General features: G+C 72.9%; 16 protein-coding genes and 1 pseudogene. 7 read left to right on the top strand and 10 right to left on the bottom strand.

The window, feature by feature from the left end; translation table 11 throughout:
* From HF577_RS31040 to HF577_RS31030, 3 genes are all read right to left on the bottom strand, one after another.
* The coding region (locus HF577_RS31040) for a Tex family protein (RefSeq protein WP_169399551.1) at nucleotides 1-2260 on the bottom strand (2260 nt) is incomplete at its 3' end.
* Nucleotides 2261-2317: 57 nt separating this feature from the next.
* Nucleotides 2318-3430, bottom strand: a complete 1113-nt coding sequence (locus HF577_RS31035; RefSeq protein WP_281359913.1) for a CU044_5270 family protein — start codon at nucleotides 3428-3430, stop codon at nucleotides 2318-2320.
* Between the two features lie 5 nt (nucleotides 3431-3435).
* Nucleotides 3436-4107 (bottom strand): RNA polymerase sigma factor, encoded by a 672-nt coding sequence (locus tag HF577_RS31030; protein ID WP_312859495.1) that lies wholly within the window; start codon nucleotides 4105-4107, stop codon nucleotides 3436-3438.
* 228 nt (nucleotides 4108-4335) lie between these two features.
* Here HF577_RS31030 and HF577_RS31025 point away from each other — a divergent pair, with 228 nt between their 5' ends.
* On the top strand, nucleotides 4336-5895 hold the full coding sequence (locus HF577_RS31025) for an APC family permease (protein ID WP_169399549.1): 1560 nt from the start codon (nucleotides 4336-4338) through the stop codon (nucleotides 5893-5895).
* Nucleotides 5892-7847, top strand: coding sequence for a primary-amine oxidase (locus HF577_RS31020; RefSeq protein ID WP_169399548.1), 1956 nt, complete (start codon nucleotides 5892-5894; stop codon nucleotides 7845-7847). Before HF577_RS31025 ends, HF577_RS31020 begins: the two co-directional genes overlap by 4 nt.
* Before the next feature lie 10 nt (nucleotides 7848-7857).
* On the opposite strand, the gene HF577_RS31015 is transcribed toward HF577_RS31020, so the two are convergent.
* Nucleotides 7858-8232: a glyoxalase superfamily protein gene (locus HF577_RS31015; RefSeq protein ID WP_211175092.1), complete on the bottom strand. Its 375-nt coding sequence runs from the start codon at nucleotides 8230-8232 to the stop codon at nucleotides 7858-7860.
* 138 nt (nucleotides 8233-8370) lie between these two features.
* On the opposite strand from HF577_RS31015, the gene HF577_RS31010 reads away from it, so the two are divergent.
* Nucleotides 8371-9183: an alpha/beta fold hydrolase gene (locus HF577_RS31010; protein WP_169399547.1), complete on the top strand. Its 813-nt coding sequence runs from the start codon at nucleotides 8371-8373 to the stop codon at nucleotides 9181-9183.
* Between the two features lie 96 nt (nucleotides 9184-9279).
* Here HF577_RS31010 and HF577_RS31005 read toward each other — a convergent pair whose 3' ends face one another.
* The 3 genes from HF577_RS31005 to HF577_RS30995 form a co-directional block, all read right to left on the bottom strand.
* Nucleotides 9280-10128 carry an FAS1-like dehydratase domain-containing protein gene (locus HF577_RS31005; protein ID WP_169399546.1) on the bottom strand — a complete coding sequence of 283 codons (849 nt, stop codon included), beginning with the start codon at nucleotides 10126-10128 and terminating at the stop codon, nucleotides 9280-9282.
* A 109-nt stretch (nucleotides 10129-10237) separates the two neighbouring features.
* Nucleotides 10238-11425: a class I SAM-dependent RNA methyltransferase gene (locus tag HF577_RS31000; RefSeq protein ID WP_312859494.1), complete on the bottom strand. Its 1188-nt coding sequence runs from the start codon at nucleotides 11423-11425 to the stop codon at nucleotides 10238-10240.
* Nucleotides 11418-13490: an APC family permease gene (locus HF577_RS30995; RefSeq protein ID WP_312859493.1), complete on the bottom strand. Its 2073-nt coding sequence runs from the start codon at nucleotides 13488-13490 to the stop codon at nucleotides 11418-11420. Before HF577_RS30995 ends, HF577_RS31000 begins: the two co-directional genes overlap by 8 nt.
* Before the next feature lie 70 nt (nucleotides 13491-13560).
* Between HF577_RS30995 and HF577_RS30990 the strand changes: the two genes are divergently transcribed.
* Together HF577_RS30990 and HF577_RS30985 are read left to right on the top strand one after the other, a co-directional pair.
* Entirely contained in the window at nucleotides 13561-14223 is a 663-nt protein-coding gene (locus HF577_RS30990; RefSeq protein WP_169399544.1) for a potassium channel family protein, read from the top strand.
* A 5-nt stretch (nucleotides 14224-14228) separates the two neighbouring features.
* A complete protein-coding gene (locus HF577_RS30985) occupies nucleotides 14229-14885 on the top strand; it encodes a potassium channel family protein (RefSeq protein ID WP_169399543.1) in 657 nt (218 codons plus the stop codon).
* A gap of 22 nt (nucleotides 14886-14907) precedes the next feature.
* Here the strand turns inward: HF577_RS30985 and HF577_RS30980 are convergent, their stop codons facing one another.
* Together HF577_RS30980 and HF577_RS30975 are read right to left on the bottom strand one after the other, a co-directional pair.
* The gene (locus HF577_RS30980) at nucleotides 14908-15564 is read right to left on the bottom strand and encodes a DUF3159 domain-containing protein (RefSeq protein WP_312859492.1); all 657 of its coding nucleotides are present in this window, start codon (nucleotides 15562-15564) and stop codon (nucleotides 14908-14910) included.
* A 24-nt stretch (nucleotides 15565-15588) separates the two neighbouring features.
* Nucleotides 15589-15972, bottom strand: coding sequence for an OB-fold nucleic acid binding domain-containing protein (locus HF577_RS30975; RefSeq protein ID WP_169399542.1), 384 nt, complete (start codon nucleotides 15970-15972; stop codon nucleotides 15589-15591).
* A 157-nt stretch (nucleotides 15973-16129) separates the two neighbouring features.
* On the opposite strand from HF577_RS30975, the gene HF577_RS30970 reads away from it, so the two are divergent.
* On the top strand, nucleotides 16130-16858 hold the full coding sequence (locus HF577_RS30970; RefSeq protein WP_169399552.1) for an alpha/beta hydrolase: 729 nt from the start codon (nucleotides 16130-16132) through the stop codon (nucleotides 16856-16858).
* Nucleotides 16859-16875: 17 nt separating this feature from the next.
* Here the strand turns inward: HF577_RS30970 and HF577_RS30965 are convergent, their stop codons facing one another.
* Nucleotides 16876-17283, bottom strand: coding sequence for a hypothetical protein (locus tag HF577_RS30965; protein ID WP_169399541.1), 408 nt, complete (start codon nucleotides 17281-17283; stop codon nucleotides 16876-16878).
* A gap of 227 nt (nucleotides 17284-17510) precedes the next feature.
* Here HF577_RS30965 and HF577_RS40275 point away from each other — a divergent pair.
* A pseudogene (locus HF577_RS40275) lies at nucleotides 17511-17617 on the top strand (hypothetical protein); the annotation flags it as partial.

The following is a 17617-nucleotide window of genomic DNA, read 5'->3' as shown; positions in this document are numbered from 1 at the left end:
CTCCCCGCTGGTCCCCGCCCCGCTGGTCGCCCGCCCGCGGCGGCTTCGCGCCCACCTCGTCGTCGAGCCGCAGCGTCAGGGAGATGCGCTTGCGCGCCTCGTCCACCTCCAGCACCTTGACGCGCACGACGTCACCGGACTTGACGACGTCACGCGGGTCGCTCACGAACTGCTTGGACATCGCCGAGACGTGCACGAGGCCGTCCTGGTGGACGCCCACGTCGACGAACGCCCCGAACGCGGCGACGTTGGTGACCTGGCCCTCGAGCAGCATCCCCGGCCGCAGGTCGGAGATCTTGTGGATGCCCTCCGCGAACGTGGCGGTGCGGAACTCCGGGCGCGGGTCCCGGCCCGGCTTCTCGAGCTCGGCGAGGATGTCGGTGACGGTGGGCAGCCCGAAGGTGGCGTCCACGAAGTCGTGCGGCCGCAGTGACTTGATCTTCGGCGCGTTGCCGATCAGCGAGGCGATGTCGGTCTTCGCCCGCTGCAGGATCCGGTGCACGACGGGGTAGGACTCCGGGTGCACGCCGGAGACGTCGAGCGGGTCGTCGCCGCCGCGGATCCGCAGGAAGCCCGCGCACTGCTCGAACGCCTTCGGGCCCAGCCGGGGCACGTCGGCGAGTGCCCGCCGCGTCCGGAACGGGCCGTTCGTGTCACGGTGCGCCACGATCTGGGCCGCGAGGCCCTCCGTGATGCCGGAGACGCGGCGCAGCAGCGGCGCCGACGCGGTGTTGACGTCGACGCCGACGGCGTTCACACAGTCCTCGACCACGGCGTCGAGCGAGCGGGAGAGCGACGACTCGGGCAGGTCGTGCTGGTACTGGCCGACGCCGATCGACTTCGGGTCGATCTTCACCAGCTCGGCGAGCGGGTCCTGCAGCCGCCGCGCGATGGACACCGCCCCGCGCAGGGACACGTCCATCCCGGGGAGCTCCGCCGAGGCGAACGCCGACGCCGAGTACACCGAGGCGCCCGCCTCGCTGACCACGACGGGGGTCAGCTTGAGCGCCGGGTTCTTCGCCGCGAGCTCGCGGGCGAGCTGTTCGGTCTCCCGGGAGGCGGTGCCGTTGCCGATCGCGATGAGCTCGACGTCGTGCGCGGCGGCGAGCTTCGTGAGGGTGGCGAGCGCGCCGTTCCAGTCGCGGCGCGGCTCGTGGGGGTAGATCACGTCGGTGGCCACGACCTTGCCCGTGGCGTCGACGACGGCGACCTTCACCCCGGTGCGCACGCCGGGGTCGAGCCCCATCGTGGCCCGGCTGCCTGCCGGGGCGGCGAGCAGGATGTCGCGCAGGTTCGTGGCGAAGACGCCGATCGCGCCCTCCTCCGCCACGGTGCGCAGCCGCACCCGGATGTCGATGCCCAGGTGCAGCAGGATCCGGGTGCGCCAGGCCCAGCGCACGGCGTCGCCGAGCCACTTGTCGGCCGGCCTGCCCTGGTCGGAGACGCCGAAGGCAGCGGCGATCGTGCGCTCGTAGTCGGTGACGGCGCCCGGCACCGGCTCTTCGGACCCGTCTTCCGGCTCCAGTGCGACGTCGAGCACCTCCTCCTTCTCCCCGCGGAACGCGGCGAGGATGCGGTGGGAGGGGAGCTTGGTGAAGGGCTCGGAGAAGTCGAAGTAGTCGGCGAACTTCGCGCCCTCGGTCTCCTTGCCCTCGCGGACCTTCGTGACGAGCCGCCCGCGTGACCACATCCGCTCGCGCAGGCCGCCGATCAGGTCGGCGTCCTCGGCGAACCGCTCGACGAGGATCGACCGGGCGCCCTCCAGGGCGGCGGCCACGTCGGCGACCTGCTCGTTGACGAAACCGGCGGCCACCGTGGCGGGGTCCTGCGTCGGGTCGGCGAGCAACGTGTCGGCCAGTGGCTCCAGGCCGGCCTCGCGCGCGATCATCGCCTTGGTGCGGCGCTTGGGCTTGTAGGGCAGGTAGATGTCCTCGAGGCGGGCCTTCGACTCGGCCGCCATGATCCGCGCCTCGAGCGCCTCGTCCAGCTTGCCCTGCTTGCGGATCTCGTCCAGGACGACCGTGCGGCGTTCCTCCAGCTCGCGCAGGTAGCGCAGGCGCTCCTCGAGCGTGCGCAGCTGGGTGTCGTCGAGGGCTCCGGTGGCCTCCTTGCGGTACCGGGCGACGAACGGGACGGTCGCGCCGCCGTCGAGCAGGTCGACGGCCGCGGTGACCTGGTGGGGCCGCACGCCGAGCTCGTCGGCGATGCGCTGCTGGATCGAGTGGACCGGGGTTGTCGACGGAGCCTGCGTACCTGTCACCGGAACATGGTCGCGGGCGGCCCCCACGCCCGGGCGCGCGGGGGTCGCCCTGCGGCATCAGCGGGCGCCGGGCACCGGCGGCGGTGAGTCGTCGGTGTACCCGGTGTCGACCACGAGCCCGTAGCTGGTCAGCACGGTGGTACCGGCCGGCTGCACGGCCCGCGTCTCCCGGGAGAGCGGGTCACCGGATGCCGGGTCGATGATCAGCCGGGTCTCGAACGTGCCGTTGGGGCTCTTCTCGGTGATCGCCACGGCCTGGCCGGCGCGGCCGTCGGCGTCCTGCACGGTGCCGAGGTCACGCACGCCCGACAGGTCGGCGAGCATCCGGAACGCCGCCGCCCGCACGCCGGGGCTGACCGGCATGTCGGTGACGATGTTGCTGCCCACCGCGAACAGCCACTGGTCCTGGCCGGCGGGCAGGTCGCCCCCACCCCCGGTGCGGAAGCGCTCCAGCAGGGTGGAGCGCAGCGCAGCGGGCTCGGTGGGGAGAGCGTCGATCTCCTCCTGGGTGACGTTGCGGTCCCCGAGCGCGAACGACTGCGCGCCCGTGCCGATCGGGTTGCCGATGGGCGGACGCGGGGACGCCGTGATCTCCAGGGAGCCCTTGCCGTGTGCTCCGGCGGGAACCTCCCAGCGGCCCGGTTCGCCGTCGCGCTTCCAGGCCGCGGTGTCCTCCGGGGTGAGGGGCTTCGCCCCGAGGGACTCGCTGATCCACCAGCTCGTCCCGTCGGGTGCCTGCGCGACCCAGGTCTCGGCCCGGCCGCGGTTGACCACCCGGTACCGGTTGCCGGCCGGTCCGACCTCACTGATCACGCCCGACTCGGTGCGGCTGACCCAGTACCGGCCGGTGCCGGCCGGGGCATCCTCCGCCCGCTCCGCGGCGACCAGCAGGATGTTCTGCCCAGCCAGCTGGACGGCACCGGCCGGCCCCCCGGCGGGCAGCGCGGGCACGGCCGGCGTGGTGCCCCCGAGGACCACGGCGACCACGAGCCCGGCGGCGGCGAGGCCGCCCGCTCCCGCCAGGGGCCACGTCCACCGCGGCACCGCCCGTCCCGGTGTCCGCGAGGGGCGCCCGCCGTCCGCCGCGGACGCCGTCAGCCGGGCCCGGGCCCTGGCCAGCGAGTCCGGGTCCTCCGGCAGATCCGCCCGTATCCGGGCGAGGAGATCCATCTCGTTCACGGTGTGTCCTTCTCGGTCAGCGGGTTCGGCCCGGAGTTCGACGGGAGTGCGGCACGCAGTCGGGTCCGGCCCCTGCTCAGGCGGGACCGGACGGTGCCGACCGGGATGCTCAGCGCGTCGGCGATCTCGGCGTAGCCGAGGTTCGCCCAGGCGAACAGCAGCAGGACGTCGCGCTCCGGGGCGGGCATGGCGCCCAGGGCCGCGGCCAGCTCCCGGGAGAACCGGACGGCGTCCACCCGTTCGGCGGCCCGCTCGGCCACCCCCTCCACGACGGGATCGCGGCCGGTCCTGGCGAGCGCGCGAAGGCCGCGCTGCTCCTGGCGGTGGAGGCGGTGCAGCAGGTTGGTGGCGATCCCGAACAGCCACGGAGCGACGGCCCGGGCCGGATCGAACCGGGCGCGCTGCTCGAACGCGGTCAGGAAGACCTCGGCCACCAGGTCCTCCGCCGCACTCCCTCCGACCCGGCGGGCGCAGTAGGCCCGGATCGCGGCGGCATGCCGGTCGAAGATGAGTGCGAACTGCTCGGGCCGGGCCATCGACGCGGCGAGCACCGCTCTGTCGTCGACGACGGCCTGTTCCTGGTCGGGCGAGACGTCCTCCTCTGGCGGGACGAGCCGGAGCGGGAGCGGCCCCGGGGGATCGTTTCCTACGAGCCGTGGTGCGGTCACACCTGTCCTTGCCCGATCCGCCGCATCCGGTTCCCGCTGCGCCGCGAGCACGGAATGTCGGAGCCGCCCGGCGACCGCGATTCCGGAGATCCGCGCCGGAGCACGCCATCTCGGGCGCCGGCGGACGTCATGTCACTCCGCTGTGACACAGACGACACGAGCGCTGCGCACGCTCATCCCGGGCTCACGCGTACCGCGTCCGCCGCACCCTCGATCCCGGGAGCCGCCATGACCGCCGCACCCACCACAGACCCCGCCACCGGCCATCCACCCGCCGAGCCGGGCCGCCTCGCCGACGGCGCGCTCGGCCTGCCGTCGGTGCTCTTCTGCATCGTCACGGGAGCCGCCCCGCTGGCCGCGATGCTGTTCAACATCCCCGTGGCCACGCTGGGCGGCGGGTACGCCTCCCCCGCCGCGTTCGCCGTGGCCACCGTCGCACTCACGATCTTCTCGGTCGGCTACATCGCGATGTGCCGCCGCGTCACCTCGGCCGGTGGCTTCTACACGTTCGTCACCCGTGGTCTCGGCCGAGTGCTCGGCCTGGGATCGGGGCTGCTCATCGTGCTCTGCTACATGGTCTTCGCGGCCGCCGTGACCGGGACGATGGGGTACTTCGCGTCCACCACCGTGGCGAGCTTCACCGGGCTGGCGCTACCGGCCTGGATCTACATGATCATCGGCCTCGGGCTGATGAGCGTCTTCGCCGTGTTCCACATCGAGCTGACGGCGAAGGTGCTCGGCGTGGCGCTCATCGCCGAACTGCTGGTGCTGCTGGTGCTGGCCGTCGGCGTGTTCGCCGCAGGCGGCGCCGAGGGCTTCTCGGCGGCCCCGCTGAACCCCGTGAACATCTTCGGCAACTCAGCGGCCGTCCAGGTCTTCGGCGCCGGTGCCGCCGGGGTCGCCCTGTTCGCGGCGTTCTGGTCGTGGGTCGGCTTCGAGATGGCGCCGAACTACGCCGAGGAGACCCGCGACCCGCACCGGATCGCGAAGGCCGCCACCTACGGGTCCGTGATCGGGCTCGGCCTGTTCTACGTCCTGATCTCCTACGTCTTCGTCACCGGCTGGGGCCTGAACGGCTCGGCGGAGGCGGTCAAGGCGCAGTACGCGGGCGAGACCGCGTCGGCCTTCTACCCGCTCACCGACCGCTACGTCGGGTCGTGGGCCACCGCCTTGATGGAGGTCCTCATCGTCACGGGCTCGTTCGCCTGCGCGATGGCCTTCTACAACACCAGTGCCCGGTACCTGTTCGCCCTCGGCCGCGAGGGCGTGCTGCCCAGTGCGCTCGCCCGCACGTCCTCCCGGCGCAGCCCGGTGACCGCCTCGATGACGGTGACCGTCCTCGTCGCGCTCTACTGCCTCGCCTTCGTGATCTACGACCCCAGCAACGAGGGCGCGCTGCTCAAGCTGGGCACGTGGTCACCGCTGCTCGGGGTGCTCGGGATCCTCGCGGTGCAGGCGCTCGTCTCCGTCGCGATCATCCGGTACTTCCTCACCACGGCCCGTACGGGGTTCCGCTGGTGGTCGACGTTCGTCGCCCCGGTGCTCGGGTTCGCGGCCATGGCCGGGGCCTGCGTGCTGCTCGTCGTCAACCGCTACGACCTGGCCGGAGCGGGCGACGCCGCCTACATCCGGCTGCTGCCCTGGGTGGTGCTCGCGGTCTTCGTGGCGGGAATGGCAGTCGCTCTGGTCTTGCGCAACCGCTACCCCACCAGGTACGCCCGAATCGGTCAGTTCGAGGTCGCCGAGATCAGCGACCCCACCGGCACACCGCAGGGAGCCACCCCATGACCGCCGTCGAGGATCCCACCGTCACCACTCCCGGCGCCGTCGCCGGCCATCCGCTGGAGCCGCTCAGCGGAGCGGAGATCGCCACCGCCACGGAGGTGCTGCGAACGTCGAGAGCACTGACGGAGGCCGCGCGGTTCGTCTTCGTCACGCTCCACGAGCCGCCGCGGGACGCCGTGTTCGCCTGGGGGCCCGGCGACGAGCCGCTGCCGCGGGAGGCGCACATCGTGCTCTACCAGCGGGGCGAGGGCCGCACCTACGAGGCGGTCGTCTCGCTGACCGACCGGGCGGTGGTGTCCTTCCACGCGGTCGATGGCGTGCAGGCGCCGATGATGGCGGAGGAGTTCCTGTCCTGCGAGAAGATCGTGCAGGCCGACCCGCGCTGGCAGGAGGCCATGCGCCTGCGCGGCGTCGAGGACTTCTCCCTCACCATGATCGACCCGTGGGCCTCGAGCTGGACGGGCCCGCAGGACCACCCGTCCGTCCGCCGGATCGCGCGTCCCCTGACCTGGGTGCGCTCGGCGCCGGGCGAGCACGGGTACGCCCGGCCCGTCGAGGGTCTGGTCGTGGTGGTGGACCTCGACGCCGGCGAGGTGCTCGAGGTCAACGACCACGGCGTCGTCCCGCTCCCGGAGAAGGCGGGCAACTACGAGGAGCCGTGGATCTTCGAGCCGGACAACGTGCCGGCGGTCGAGGCCTACCGCGACGACGTCAAGCCGATCGAGATCACCCAGCCCGACGGCCCGAGCTTCACGGTGGACGGGCACGCGGTGGAGTGGCAGAAATGGCGGCTGCGGATCGGCTTCACCCCGCGCGAGGGGCTGGTGCTTCACCAGATCGGCTACGCCGGACGGCCGATCGTCTACCGGGCCTCGCTCGCCGAGATGTACGTGCCCTACGGCGACCCGGCGCCGACGCACCGGTTCAAGAACGTGTTCGACCAGGGCGAGTACGGCGTGGGGTGGCTGGCGAACCCACTGACGCTGGGCTGCGACTGCGTGGGGCACATCCGGTACTTCGACGCGGTCGTCAACGACAACGACGGCGCCCCCGTCACGATCGGCAACGCCGTCTGCATGCACGAGGAGGACGCGGGCATCGCCTGGAAGCACACCGACTTCCGCACGAACGCGGTGCAGGTGCGGCGCAGGCGGCGACTGGTGATCTCCACGATCGTCACCGTCGGGAACTACGAGTACGGGTACTTCTGGTACCTCTACAACGACGGGCTGATCGAGTACGAGATCAAGCTCAGCGGCGTCATCTCGACCGGGGCCATCGCGCCGGGCGAGACACCCAAGCACGGCACGCTCGTCGCCCCGGGCCTCTACGGGCCCAACCACCAGCACTTCTTCTGCGTGCGGCTGGACATGAGCGTGGACGGGCGCGCCAACACCGTGGTCGAGGTCGACTCGGCACCGAGCCCGCCGGGCCCGGACAACCCGCACGGCAACGCCTGGGAGGTGCACCGCACGGTGCTCGCCAGCGAGGCGGTGGCGAAGCGCGACACCGACGCGGCGCGGGCGCGGTACTGGCGGATCGAGAGCGCCGAGAGGACCTCCGCCCTCGGAGCACCGACGGCGTACGCCCTCATGCCCGGCTCGACCGTGCCTCCGATGTACTCCCCCGACGCGGTCTACGCGCCGCGGTCCGGGTTCACGGAGCACCAGCTGTGGGTCACCGCCCACGACGAGTCGCAACGCTTCGCCGCGGGCGACTACCCCGCCCAGCACCCCGGCGGCCAGGGTCTGCCGGCGTACGGGGCAGGTGACCGTCCGCTCGAGGGCACGGACGTGGTGGTCTGGTACACGTTCGGCGCCCACCACATCGTGCGGCCGGAGGACTGGCCCGTGATGCCGGTGAGCACGGTGGGCTTCATGCTCAAGCCCACCGGGTTCTTCGACGGCAACCCCGCACTGGACCTCCCGCCGACCACGGCCCACTGCCACGGCTGACCGCAGCGCGTCAGGCCGTGACCGGCCGCTCGAAGAACCGCAGGCGGTTGGACGACGGGTCGATCAGCTCCATCGTCCGGCCGTCTGCGGGGCCGTCCTCGATGCCGGGGTTCAGGAACGGGTAGCCCTTGCCGCCGAGCTCGGCGTGCAGGTCGTCGAGGCCGCGGGTCTCGACGAGCATCGCGGCTCCCGGGGTGCCGTCGCCGTGGTGCGACGACAGGTGCAGGACCAGCGCACCCCGCGACACCTGCAGGTAGACGGGGCGGTCTCCCTCGCCGTACTGCCAGTCCACGGAACACCCCAGGTAGTCGAGGTAGAAGCGCCGTGCGGCGGCGACGTCGTGCATGCGCAGGATCGGAACGGCCGGGGTGAGCGTGATCTCCACGCGCCGAGCCGACCAGCGTCACGCGCGCCTGTCAACGCGTCGCCTGCCGCCGGTCGTTCCGTAGCGGTGTGAGCAGTTGGTGGGTGACCTGCGCAACGCAGGTCACGTTCGGCACCGGCCGCCACGTAATTTCACGCCATGGCTCCCGAGGCTCCCGCACCGATCGAGACCGGTCAGACCACGTCGTCCGACGGCACCACCATCGGCTGGCATCGGCTCGGTACCGGTCCGGCCATCGTCGTGGTCCATGGTGCCCTCGCCACCGGCGAGCAGTTCCTTCCCGTCGCCCACGCCCTTGCCGACGAGTACACGCTGTTCCTCGTCGACCGGCGGGGTCGGCCCCTGAGCGGTGATGCCGAGAAGCACGACCTCGCGACCGAGGTCGCCGACGTCCAGGCCGTGCTCGCTGTGGCCGGCCCCGGGGCCACGCTGTTCGGGCACTCCTACGGCGGGATCGTGTCGGCGGCCACCGCCGCTGCGGGCGCCGACATCTCCGCGCTGGTGCTGTACGAACCCCCACTGCCGGTGGGCGGCCCGCTTCCCGAGACCGCACTGGCGGACATCGCCGCCGCGGTCGACAGCGGGGACAACGACCGGGCGCTGACGATCTTCCTGTCCGACGTCATCCACGCCCCGGACGCCGCCCTCGCAGATCTGCGCCAGACCCCGATGTGGGCCGAGTGGGCCGCCCTCGCCCCGGTCTGGCTGCGCGAGCTGCGCGTCACCACTGCGCTGGTCGGCGACCTGGACCGCTTCACGGCCATCCGCAACCGCACCTTGCTGCTGCTCGGCGGCGCCAGCCCCCAGCACCAGATCGACGCCACCGGGTTCCTCGCCGAGCACGTGCCCGACACCACGCTCGTGGAGTTCCCGGGCCAGGAGCACTTCGCGCACGTCAGCGAGCCCGCGGCGGTCGCCGACGCCATCCGGTCCTTCCTCCGCCGGGGCTGATCGACGGGGTCCGGTTCAGGGACGCCCGGTTCAGGAAAGCCACTTTCAGGTCCGGAGAGGGCAGGAAAGTGGCTTTCCTGAACTTCCGCGGGGCGGTCAGGCGAAGCGGACCGTGCCCTGCACCGACGGCGCCTGCCCCGGCACCCCGGCCACCAGTGGCCCCTCGCCGTCACCGTCGGCGACCACGTCGGTCCCGGCGAACGCCGGGCGCAGCAGCCGGTAGGAGAAGCTGCTGACCTGCCGCTCCGGCGCGAACCGCCGGGGCAGCTCCAGCAGCAGCAGCGCCAGCAGCGGCCCGTGCACCACCAACCCGGGGTAGCCCTCCACGCCCGTGACGTACGGGTGGTCATAGTGGATGCGGTGGCTGTTGTAGGTGAGCGCGCTGAAGCGGAACAGCAGCGCCTCGTCCGGGTGCAGCCGCAGGTGCCACCGCCCGGGCTCGTCCTCTGCCGCAGCGGGTGCTGCCGCCGGCAACCCCCGGTCGGTCCCGGGCGGCTGGCTCCGGTAGGCGAAGTCCTGCTCCTCCACCAGCGCGGGCTCGCCGTCCCGGAGGAACTCGTGGCGCACCGTCACCAGCACCATGGCACCGCTGCGCCCGCTCTTCGGGGTGGCCGCCACCAGCGACGACCGCCGGGTGACCACGTCGTCGACGCGCAGCGGGTCCCGCACCTCCAGCCTGCCCCCGGCGAACATGCGGCGGCGGTGCGGCAGCGGCGGCAGGAACCGGCCGTGGGCGGGGTGCCCGTCGTCGCCGAGGTCGGCCTGGGCGGGGTGGTCGAGCAGGTGGAAGCCGTGCCACATCGGCGGCAGGGGGTCGCCCGCTCCCCGCACCGGGCTCGGCTCGTCCAGCAGGGCGGCGAAAGCGTGGGAGGGCCAGGCGTCGATGCGCGCCGTGGTCTCGACGGGCTCGGGAGCCCATCCGGTCAGATGGTCGGCGAGTTCCACGCCCCGATCATCGCCGACGCGCGCCGCTCCCTGGGTTCCGCAGGGTTCAGGAAAGCCACTTTCCTGCCCGGAGAGGGCGGCAAAGTGGCTTTCCTGAACTTCGGCCGTTTCAGGCCCGCACCAGCAGCGCCACGCACTCGAAGTGGTGGGTCATCGGGAACGCGTCGAACGCGCGCAGCTCCGCCAGGCGGTAGCGCCGCTCGGCGAACAGCGCCACGTCCCGGGCCAGCGCGGCCGGGTCACAGGCCACGTGCACCACGCGGTCGGGAGCATGGCCGCACAGTGCGTCCACCAGTTCCCGGCCGAGCCCGCGGCGGGGCGGGTCCGCGACCACGACGTCCGGGCGGGCCCCGAGACCACCCAGTACGCGCTCCACGCGGCCGACGCGCCAGCCCACCTGCGGCAGGTCGGCGAGAGCTGCCCTCCCGTCCGCGACGGCCTGCCGCGAGGACTCGACCACGGTTACCGCGCCGTCGGGCCCAACCTGTCCGGCGAGCACGGCGGCGAAGAGCCCGACGCCGCCGTAGAGGTCCCACGCCGTGCCGCCCTGCGGCGCGTCGGCCCACTCCCCCACCACGGCGGCGAGGGTGTCCGGGAGCGCCGGGTGGACCTGCCAGAACACGCCAGGCGACAGCAGCCACTCGCGCCCGGCGGCGCGCTGGACGACCGGCCCGTCGTCACCGACGTGGACGCGGCCGTGGGCGTCCACCGCCACCTCGACCTCCGTGTCCGGGTCGAAGCCGTGCTCGAGCACCGGCGGCAGCGTGCCGGGTGGGGTGAGCGGGCAGTCCGCGATGGGCAGCACGTCGTGGCTGCGGTGCGCGCGCAGCCCCGCGCGGCCCTCGTCGTCGACGGCGAGGCGGACCCGGTGGCGCCAGCCCAGCGCCCCACCGGGCAGCTCCTCGACGGGCACGCGCCGTTCGATCCCGGCGAGCCTGCGCAGCTGCTCGGCGAGGACGTCGGACTTGAGGGAGCGCTGCGCGGCCGGGTCGGCGTGCTGGAAGTCGCACCCCCCGCAGCCACCCGCCCGCGCCCAGCTGCACGGCGCCGGCACCCGCCATGGGGACGGCTCCAACACCTCCACGGCGTCGGCCCGGCAGAAGGAGCCGCCGCCGTCCTTGTTCACCACGGCCAGCACGCGCTCACCGGGCAGGGCGTGCCGGACGAACACCACGCGGCCCTCCGAACGCGCGACGCAGTGGCCGCCGTGGGCGACCGGGCCCACCTCGAGCTCGAGGATGCGGTCGGTCCAGTCCGCCCTGGTCGCCGCGGCACTGCTCACGACGGCGTCACCCACGGCGCGTTCCCGGTGCTGCCGGCGCTGCCGGGGCGGCCGGTTTCGAGGGGCTGGGAGCCGGCGCCTGGGTGTCCTCGCGGGGCGTCGGCTCGTAACCCCGCCGCGAGGAGCCGGGGGGCGTCTCCGGACGCCGAGTGACCCGCTCGGACGACTCCAGCTGCCACGGGACGCTCGTCACCATCACGCCGGGCTGGAACAGGAGCCTGCCCTTGAGCCGCAGCGCGCTCTGGTTGTGGAGGATCTGCTCCCACCAGTGCCCCACCACGTACTCGGGGATGAAGACGGTGACCACGTCGCGGGGGTTGTTGCTCCGGATCCGCTTGACGTAGTCGAGCACCGGCTTGGTGATCTCCCGGTAGGGCGACTCGACCACCTTGAGCGGCACCGGCAGCTTGCGCTTCTCCCAGTCCCGCATCAGCCGTTTGGTGTCGCTGTCGTCGACGTTGACGGTGACCGCCTCCAGGACGTCCGGCCGGGTGGCCCTGGCGTACGCCACGGCCCGCAGCGTCGGCTTGTGCAGGGTGGAGACCAGCACGATCGCGTGGTTGCGCGAGGGCAGCACGGCGTCGGTGTCCCCCGCCACCAGCTCGGCCGACACGCGGTCGTAGTGCCGCCGGATGGCCTGCATCAGCACGAAGAAGACGACCATGCCGGCGATCGCGATCCAGGCGCCGCGGGTGAACTTCGTGATGAGCACGATCACGAGGACGATGCCCGTCATCGCGGCGCCGAACCCGTTGATGGCCTGGGAGCGGCGCATGCGGCGGCGGACGGCCTGGTCGGTCTCGGTGGCGAGCAGCCGCTTCCAGTGCCGCAGCATGCCGGTCTGGCTCAGCGTGAACGACGTGAAGACGCCGACGGTGTAGAGCGCGATGAGGCGGGTGACGTCGGCCCGGAACCCCACGACCAGGACGATCGCGACGCCCGCCAGCACCAGGATGCCGTTGGAGTAGGCCAGCCGGTCGCCGCGGGTGTGCAGCTGGCGCGGCAGGTAGCGGTCCTGGGACAGGATCGAGCCCAGCACGGGGAAGCCGTTGTAGGCGGTGTTCGCGGCCAGCACGAGGATCAGGGCCGTGAAGATGACGACGAAGAAGAACCCCGGCCGGAAGTCGCTGAACACCACCTCGGCGAGCTGCGCCACCAACGTCTCCTGGACGTAGCCGGGGGGCGCGTCGACGATCTGGGTGGCCGGGGAGTCGGCGACCTTGGCGTGGGTCAGCAGCGCGAGCGCGATGATCCCGGAGAACATCACCACCGAGATGCTTCCGAGCAGGAGCAGCGTGGAGGCGGCGTTGCGGGACTTCGGCTTCTGGAAGGCGGGCACGCCGTTGCTGATCGCCTCCACGCCGGTCAGCGCCGCGGCGCCCTGGGTGAACGACCGCAGCACGAGCAGCACGAGCGCGAGGCCGGTGTAGGCGTCGCCCTCCGACACCAGGTGCAGGTTGGCGCTCGGCGCCTCGAGGTCCTGGCCGAGCAGCAGGATCCGGGTCAGCCCCCAGACGATCATCGTGCCGATGCCCAGGATGAACGCGTAGGTCGGGATCGCGAACGCGACGCCGGACTCGCGGACTCCCCGCAGGTTGACCGCCGTGAGCACCAGGATCGCCACCACGGCGAACTGCACCTTGTGCTGGGCCACGTACGGCACCAGTGCCCCGATGTTCGCCGCCGCCGAGGAGATCGACACCGCCACGGTGAGGGTGTAGTCCACGAGCAGCGCGCTGGCCACCGTCAGCCCGGCCTTCTGGCCGAGGTTGACCGTGGCCACCTCGTAGTCGCCACCGCCGGACGGGTAGGCGTGCACGTTCTGCCGGTAGGACGTGACGACCGTCAACAGGACGATCACGACGGCGAGGCCGACCCAGGGCGAGAAGGCGTAAGTGGCAAGACCCCCGGCCGAAAGTGTCAGGAAGATTTCCTCGGGGGCGTACGCGACCGACGACATCGCATCGGACGCGAACACGGGCAGCGCGATGCGCTTGGGGAGCAGGGTATGGGCAAGACGGTCGCTACGCTGCGGCCTTCCGACGAGGACGCGCTTGACAGCGACGCCGAGCTTGGACACCACCAAAGCCTATGCGGTGCGCCGGGTGGAGACGCGATAGCGTTCCCACCGCGATCCGGGGAGGCTTTCGTTGTACGTCGTGATCATGGGGTGCGGTCGGGTCGGCTCGTCGCTTTCGGGCGGTCTGGAGCGACTCGGGCACGAGGTCGCCGTGATCGACCGCGACCGGCAGGCGTTCCGCAGGCTCAGCCCGGACTTCCGGGGGAAGCAGGTCGTCGGCGAGGGCTACCACCGTGAGGTGCTCATCGAGGCGGGCGTGGAGCGGGCCCACGCGTTCGCCGCGGTGTCGAGCGGGGACAACTCCAACATCATCTCCGCACGCGTGGCCCGGGAGACGTTCGGGATCGAGCGCGTCGTCGCCCGCATCTACGACGCCAAGCGCGCCGCCGTCTACGAGCGGCTGGGCATCCCGACCGTGGCCACCGTCCCGTGGAGCACCGACCGGCTGATGCGGATGCTGCTGCCCGACGGCGTGGCCTCTGCCTGGCGCGAGCCGACCGGCACCGTCGCGATCCTGCCGCTGCCCGTCCACGAGGACTGGGTGGGCAGGCCGGTGCGTGAGCTCGAGGCCGCTGCCGGCTGCCGGGTGGCCTTCATCGTGCGGTTCGGCACCGGTGTCCTCCCGAAGGGGGACACTGCGGTGCAGGCCGAGGACACGATCTACGTCGCCGCGGTGTCGGGCACCGTCAGCGACGTCACGGCGGCGGCAGCGGCCCCGCCGCAGGAAGGGTGAGCAGGATGCGCGTCGCGATCGCGGGGGCGGGAGCCGTCGGGCGGTCCATCGCCCTGGAACTGGTGGAGAACAAGCACCAGGTGATGCTGATCGAGCGTGAGCTCGCGAACATCGAGCCCGAGTCCGTGGAACGCGCCGAGTGGGTGCACGCCGACGCCTGCGAGCTCGCCTCCCTCGAGGACGCGGGCATGGAGAGCTGCGACGTCGTCATCGCCGCCACCGGCGACGACAAGGTCAACCTGGTCGTGTCGCTCCTCGCGAAGACCGAGTTCGCGGTGCGCCGCGTCGTCGCGAGGGTGAACGACCCGCGCAACGAGTGGCTGTTCAGCGAGAACTGGGGCGTCGATGTCGCGGTGTCCACCCCGCGGCTGCTGGCCGCGCTGGTGGAGGAGGCGGTCGCCGTCGGCGACCTCGTGCGGTTGCTCACGTTCCGCCAGGGTCAGGCCAACCTGGTGGAGGTCACGCTCACCCAGGACACCCCGCTGGCCGGGCAGCCGGTCCGGTCACTGATGCTGCCTGCCGACTGCGCTCTCGTGGTGATCCTGCGCGGGGGCCGGGTGATCGTGCCGCAGCCCGACGACGCGCTGGAGGGCGGCGACGAACTGCTGTTCGTGGCCACCACCGCGGTCGAGGAGGACATTCGCGCGGCGCTGGGGTACTAGCGGCGGAGCGGCGAAGGCCCGGTCAGGGCGTGGAGGGCGCCGGGGCGCGGCGGGCGCGGCGCACCGCCCAGAAGGTGCCGAGCAGCGCCACCCCGACGAGCGGGTAGCCCATCGCCAGCCGCGCGATGCCGAGCCAGGTCTCCTCGTCGGCGTTGTAGAGCAGCCCCTGCACCACCACGCGGGCGGCGAAGACGAGGGTCCAGAGCAGGCTCGCCAGCGTGTAGGCCCGCAGCATCCGGGGGTCCTGGCGCCAGCCCTGGCCGTCGCCGTTGATGCCGTGCCACACCACGCCCGCCAGCGGCCAGCGCACCAGCACCGACACCAGGAACGCGAGGCCGAGCGCGGCGCTGAACAGCAGGCCGGGCAGGTAGAAGGCGCGCGCCTCCCCGGTGCGGTAGGCGAGGAACGCAGCGACCCCCACGGCGAACAGCCCCGACACGGCCGGCTGCAGCGCCTGCTTGCGCGCGATGCGCCACGCCGCGATGGCGACGCCGGCCGCGAGGGCCGCGATCAGCGCGGCCTGCAGGGCGAACAGCACGTTGACGAGCACGAACACGCCGACCGGGATGGTGGACGCGACGATGCCCTGCACGCCCCCCATCTGCTCGAGCAGGGTGGGGAACTCGCGCGGCGGCCTGCCGGTGCCGTCCGGAGAGTCGGGCGGTGGACCTGCGGTCACTGCGCTCCCAGGGTGATCGGGGCCCTACGGTGTCTGGGCCTGACAGATCTCGTAGTACGGGTTGTAGAGCACTTTACGGCCGTCGCGCACGGCGAGCCGCCCGCGTACCCGCATCGTGCGACCGGGCTCGATACCCGCGATGCGCCGGCGACCGAGCCAGATGAGAGTGATGCCCTCGCTACCGTCGAACAGCTCGGCGCGGAGAGAGGCCTCGGCATCCTGCGGGCAGAACTCGACGCTCCGCAACCTACCCAGCACGGTGACTTCCTGACCGCACGCGCACTCCGATGCGCGCTGCGCTCCGGACTTCTCCGCGTCCTCGGACAGATCCACGGCATCGAGTACCTCGACGTCGCTCGTCAGCCTGCGCAACATGCGGCGGAACGCTCCGCCATCGGTGCCGGCCATGTCTCTCCCAGCTAGGTGGCGCCCACCGTCGGGCGCCGTTAACGTCACCAGGGTAACTCGTTGGAAACCTCGGCGACTTGTGACTGCACGCCGCCATGTGAGCGTATCGAGCCCCTCGTCCGGGGCCGTGCGGCGGGGGTGAACGGTGCGGGCCGTGATGCTGCCCGGATCCGGTTCGGACGAGGTGTTCGTCCGATCGGTGTTCGCCGGCCCGCTGGGTGCGCTCGGCATCGAACTGCACGCCGTGGCGCCGCGCCACGGCCGCGATGTGATCGACGGCTATCGGGCCGCGCTCGACGCGGCGCTGGAGCGCCCCGGCCCGGTTCTGGTGGGCGGCATCTCCCTCGGCGCCCACGTGGCCGCGGCGTGGGCCGCGCAGCGCCGGGCCGAAGCCGGACCTGGGCCTGCCGGGCTGCTCCTGGCCTTGCCGGCGTGGACCGGACGGCCCGGCGACGCCCCGGCGACGCTCGCCGCCCGGGCCACTGCGGCGTGCGTGCGCGACAGCGGAGTGGCGGGGGCCGTGGCGGCGGCGGAGGCGGGCTCGCCGCCGTGGCTGGCCGCGGAGCTGGCCAGGGCATGGCAGCGCTACGGCACCGGGCTGGCCGCCGCGCTCGACGCGGCGGCGGCCGAGCCCGCCCCGGACGCGAGCGGACTCCGGGCGCTCGACGTGCCCGTTGGGCTGGCGGCACTCGTCGACGATCCGGTGCACCCGCTCGCGGTGGCGGAGCACTGGCACGCGCTGCTCCCCCGGGCGGTGCTGCGCAGCGCGCCGCTCGCGGTGTTCGGCGCGGACCCGGCCGTGCTCGGCCGCGCCGCCGTGCTCGGCTGGCTGCGCGCGGCGCGGGCGGGTGCCTTGTCGGCTGCGACCAGGACACCCGTCCCGTAGTCACGGCCGTCCGGGTCCTACTCGTCGGGCCTGCGGTGCCGCCCCGAGGGGCGCGTGCCGGAGGGCGCGACGAAGACCTGCAGCGGCGTCGTCTCGGGCGTCCCTTCCCCCGGGTCCGGAGCGGCGTGCCTGCCGCGAGCGGGCCGGGCCAGGGCGTCGGAGGCCTCCCCCGGAAGCGGCTCGGCTCCGGCCGGGGAACCACCGAGCGCGGGGAACACGCTGGTCAGTGCCTCCGGCTCGACGGCTCGGCGCCTCCCGGTGCCGGACACCGCGGCGTCGTCGGCCGTACCCGGGGCCCGGCGCCTGCCGCCGTCCACCGGGGCCGCGTACCCGGACGGCTCGGACGGCGCGTCGAAGTACCCGGACGACGCCGCGTACCCGGACGGTGCCTCGAAGTACCCGGACGATGCCGCCTGGTCGGGCACCGCGTACTCCCCGGTCTCGGGGAGGTACGGCTCGTCGGGGGCGCTCCGGTCGGGATGCGGGGCGACCGGTTCGCCGAGGCGACGGCGGCCGCCCGTGCCCGTGACCGTGCCGGCGTCTCCCTCGGGAGCGCGGTCGTCCGGGTGGGCGTACCCGTTCGTGGGCGCCGCGCCGGGCCACGACTGCTCCGCCGGTGCGGGGGCCGGCTCGACGCGGTAGCGCTCGGCGAGCGGCCACGTTCGACGAGGTGCTGGAACTGCTGCACCTGGGTGGTCGCAGCCTGCCGCACGCGGTGCTGATGATGATCCCCGAGGCGTGGGAGAACCACCACGAGAT

The organism is Pseudonocardia xinjiangensis, from assembly GCF_012911925.1.
GTDB lineage: Bacteria > Actinomycetota > Actinomycetes > Mycobacteriales > Pseudonocardiaceae > Pseudonocardia > Pseudonocardia xinjiangensis.
Note: the sequence above shows the minus strand (reverse complement) of the source record. Positions and strands in the feature narration are given on the sequence as shown.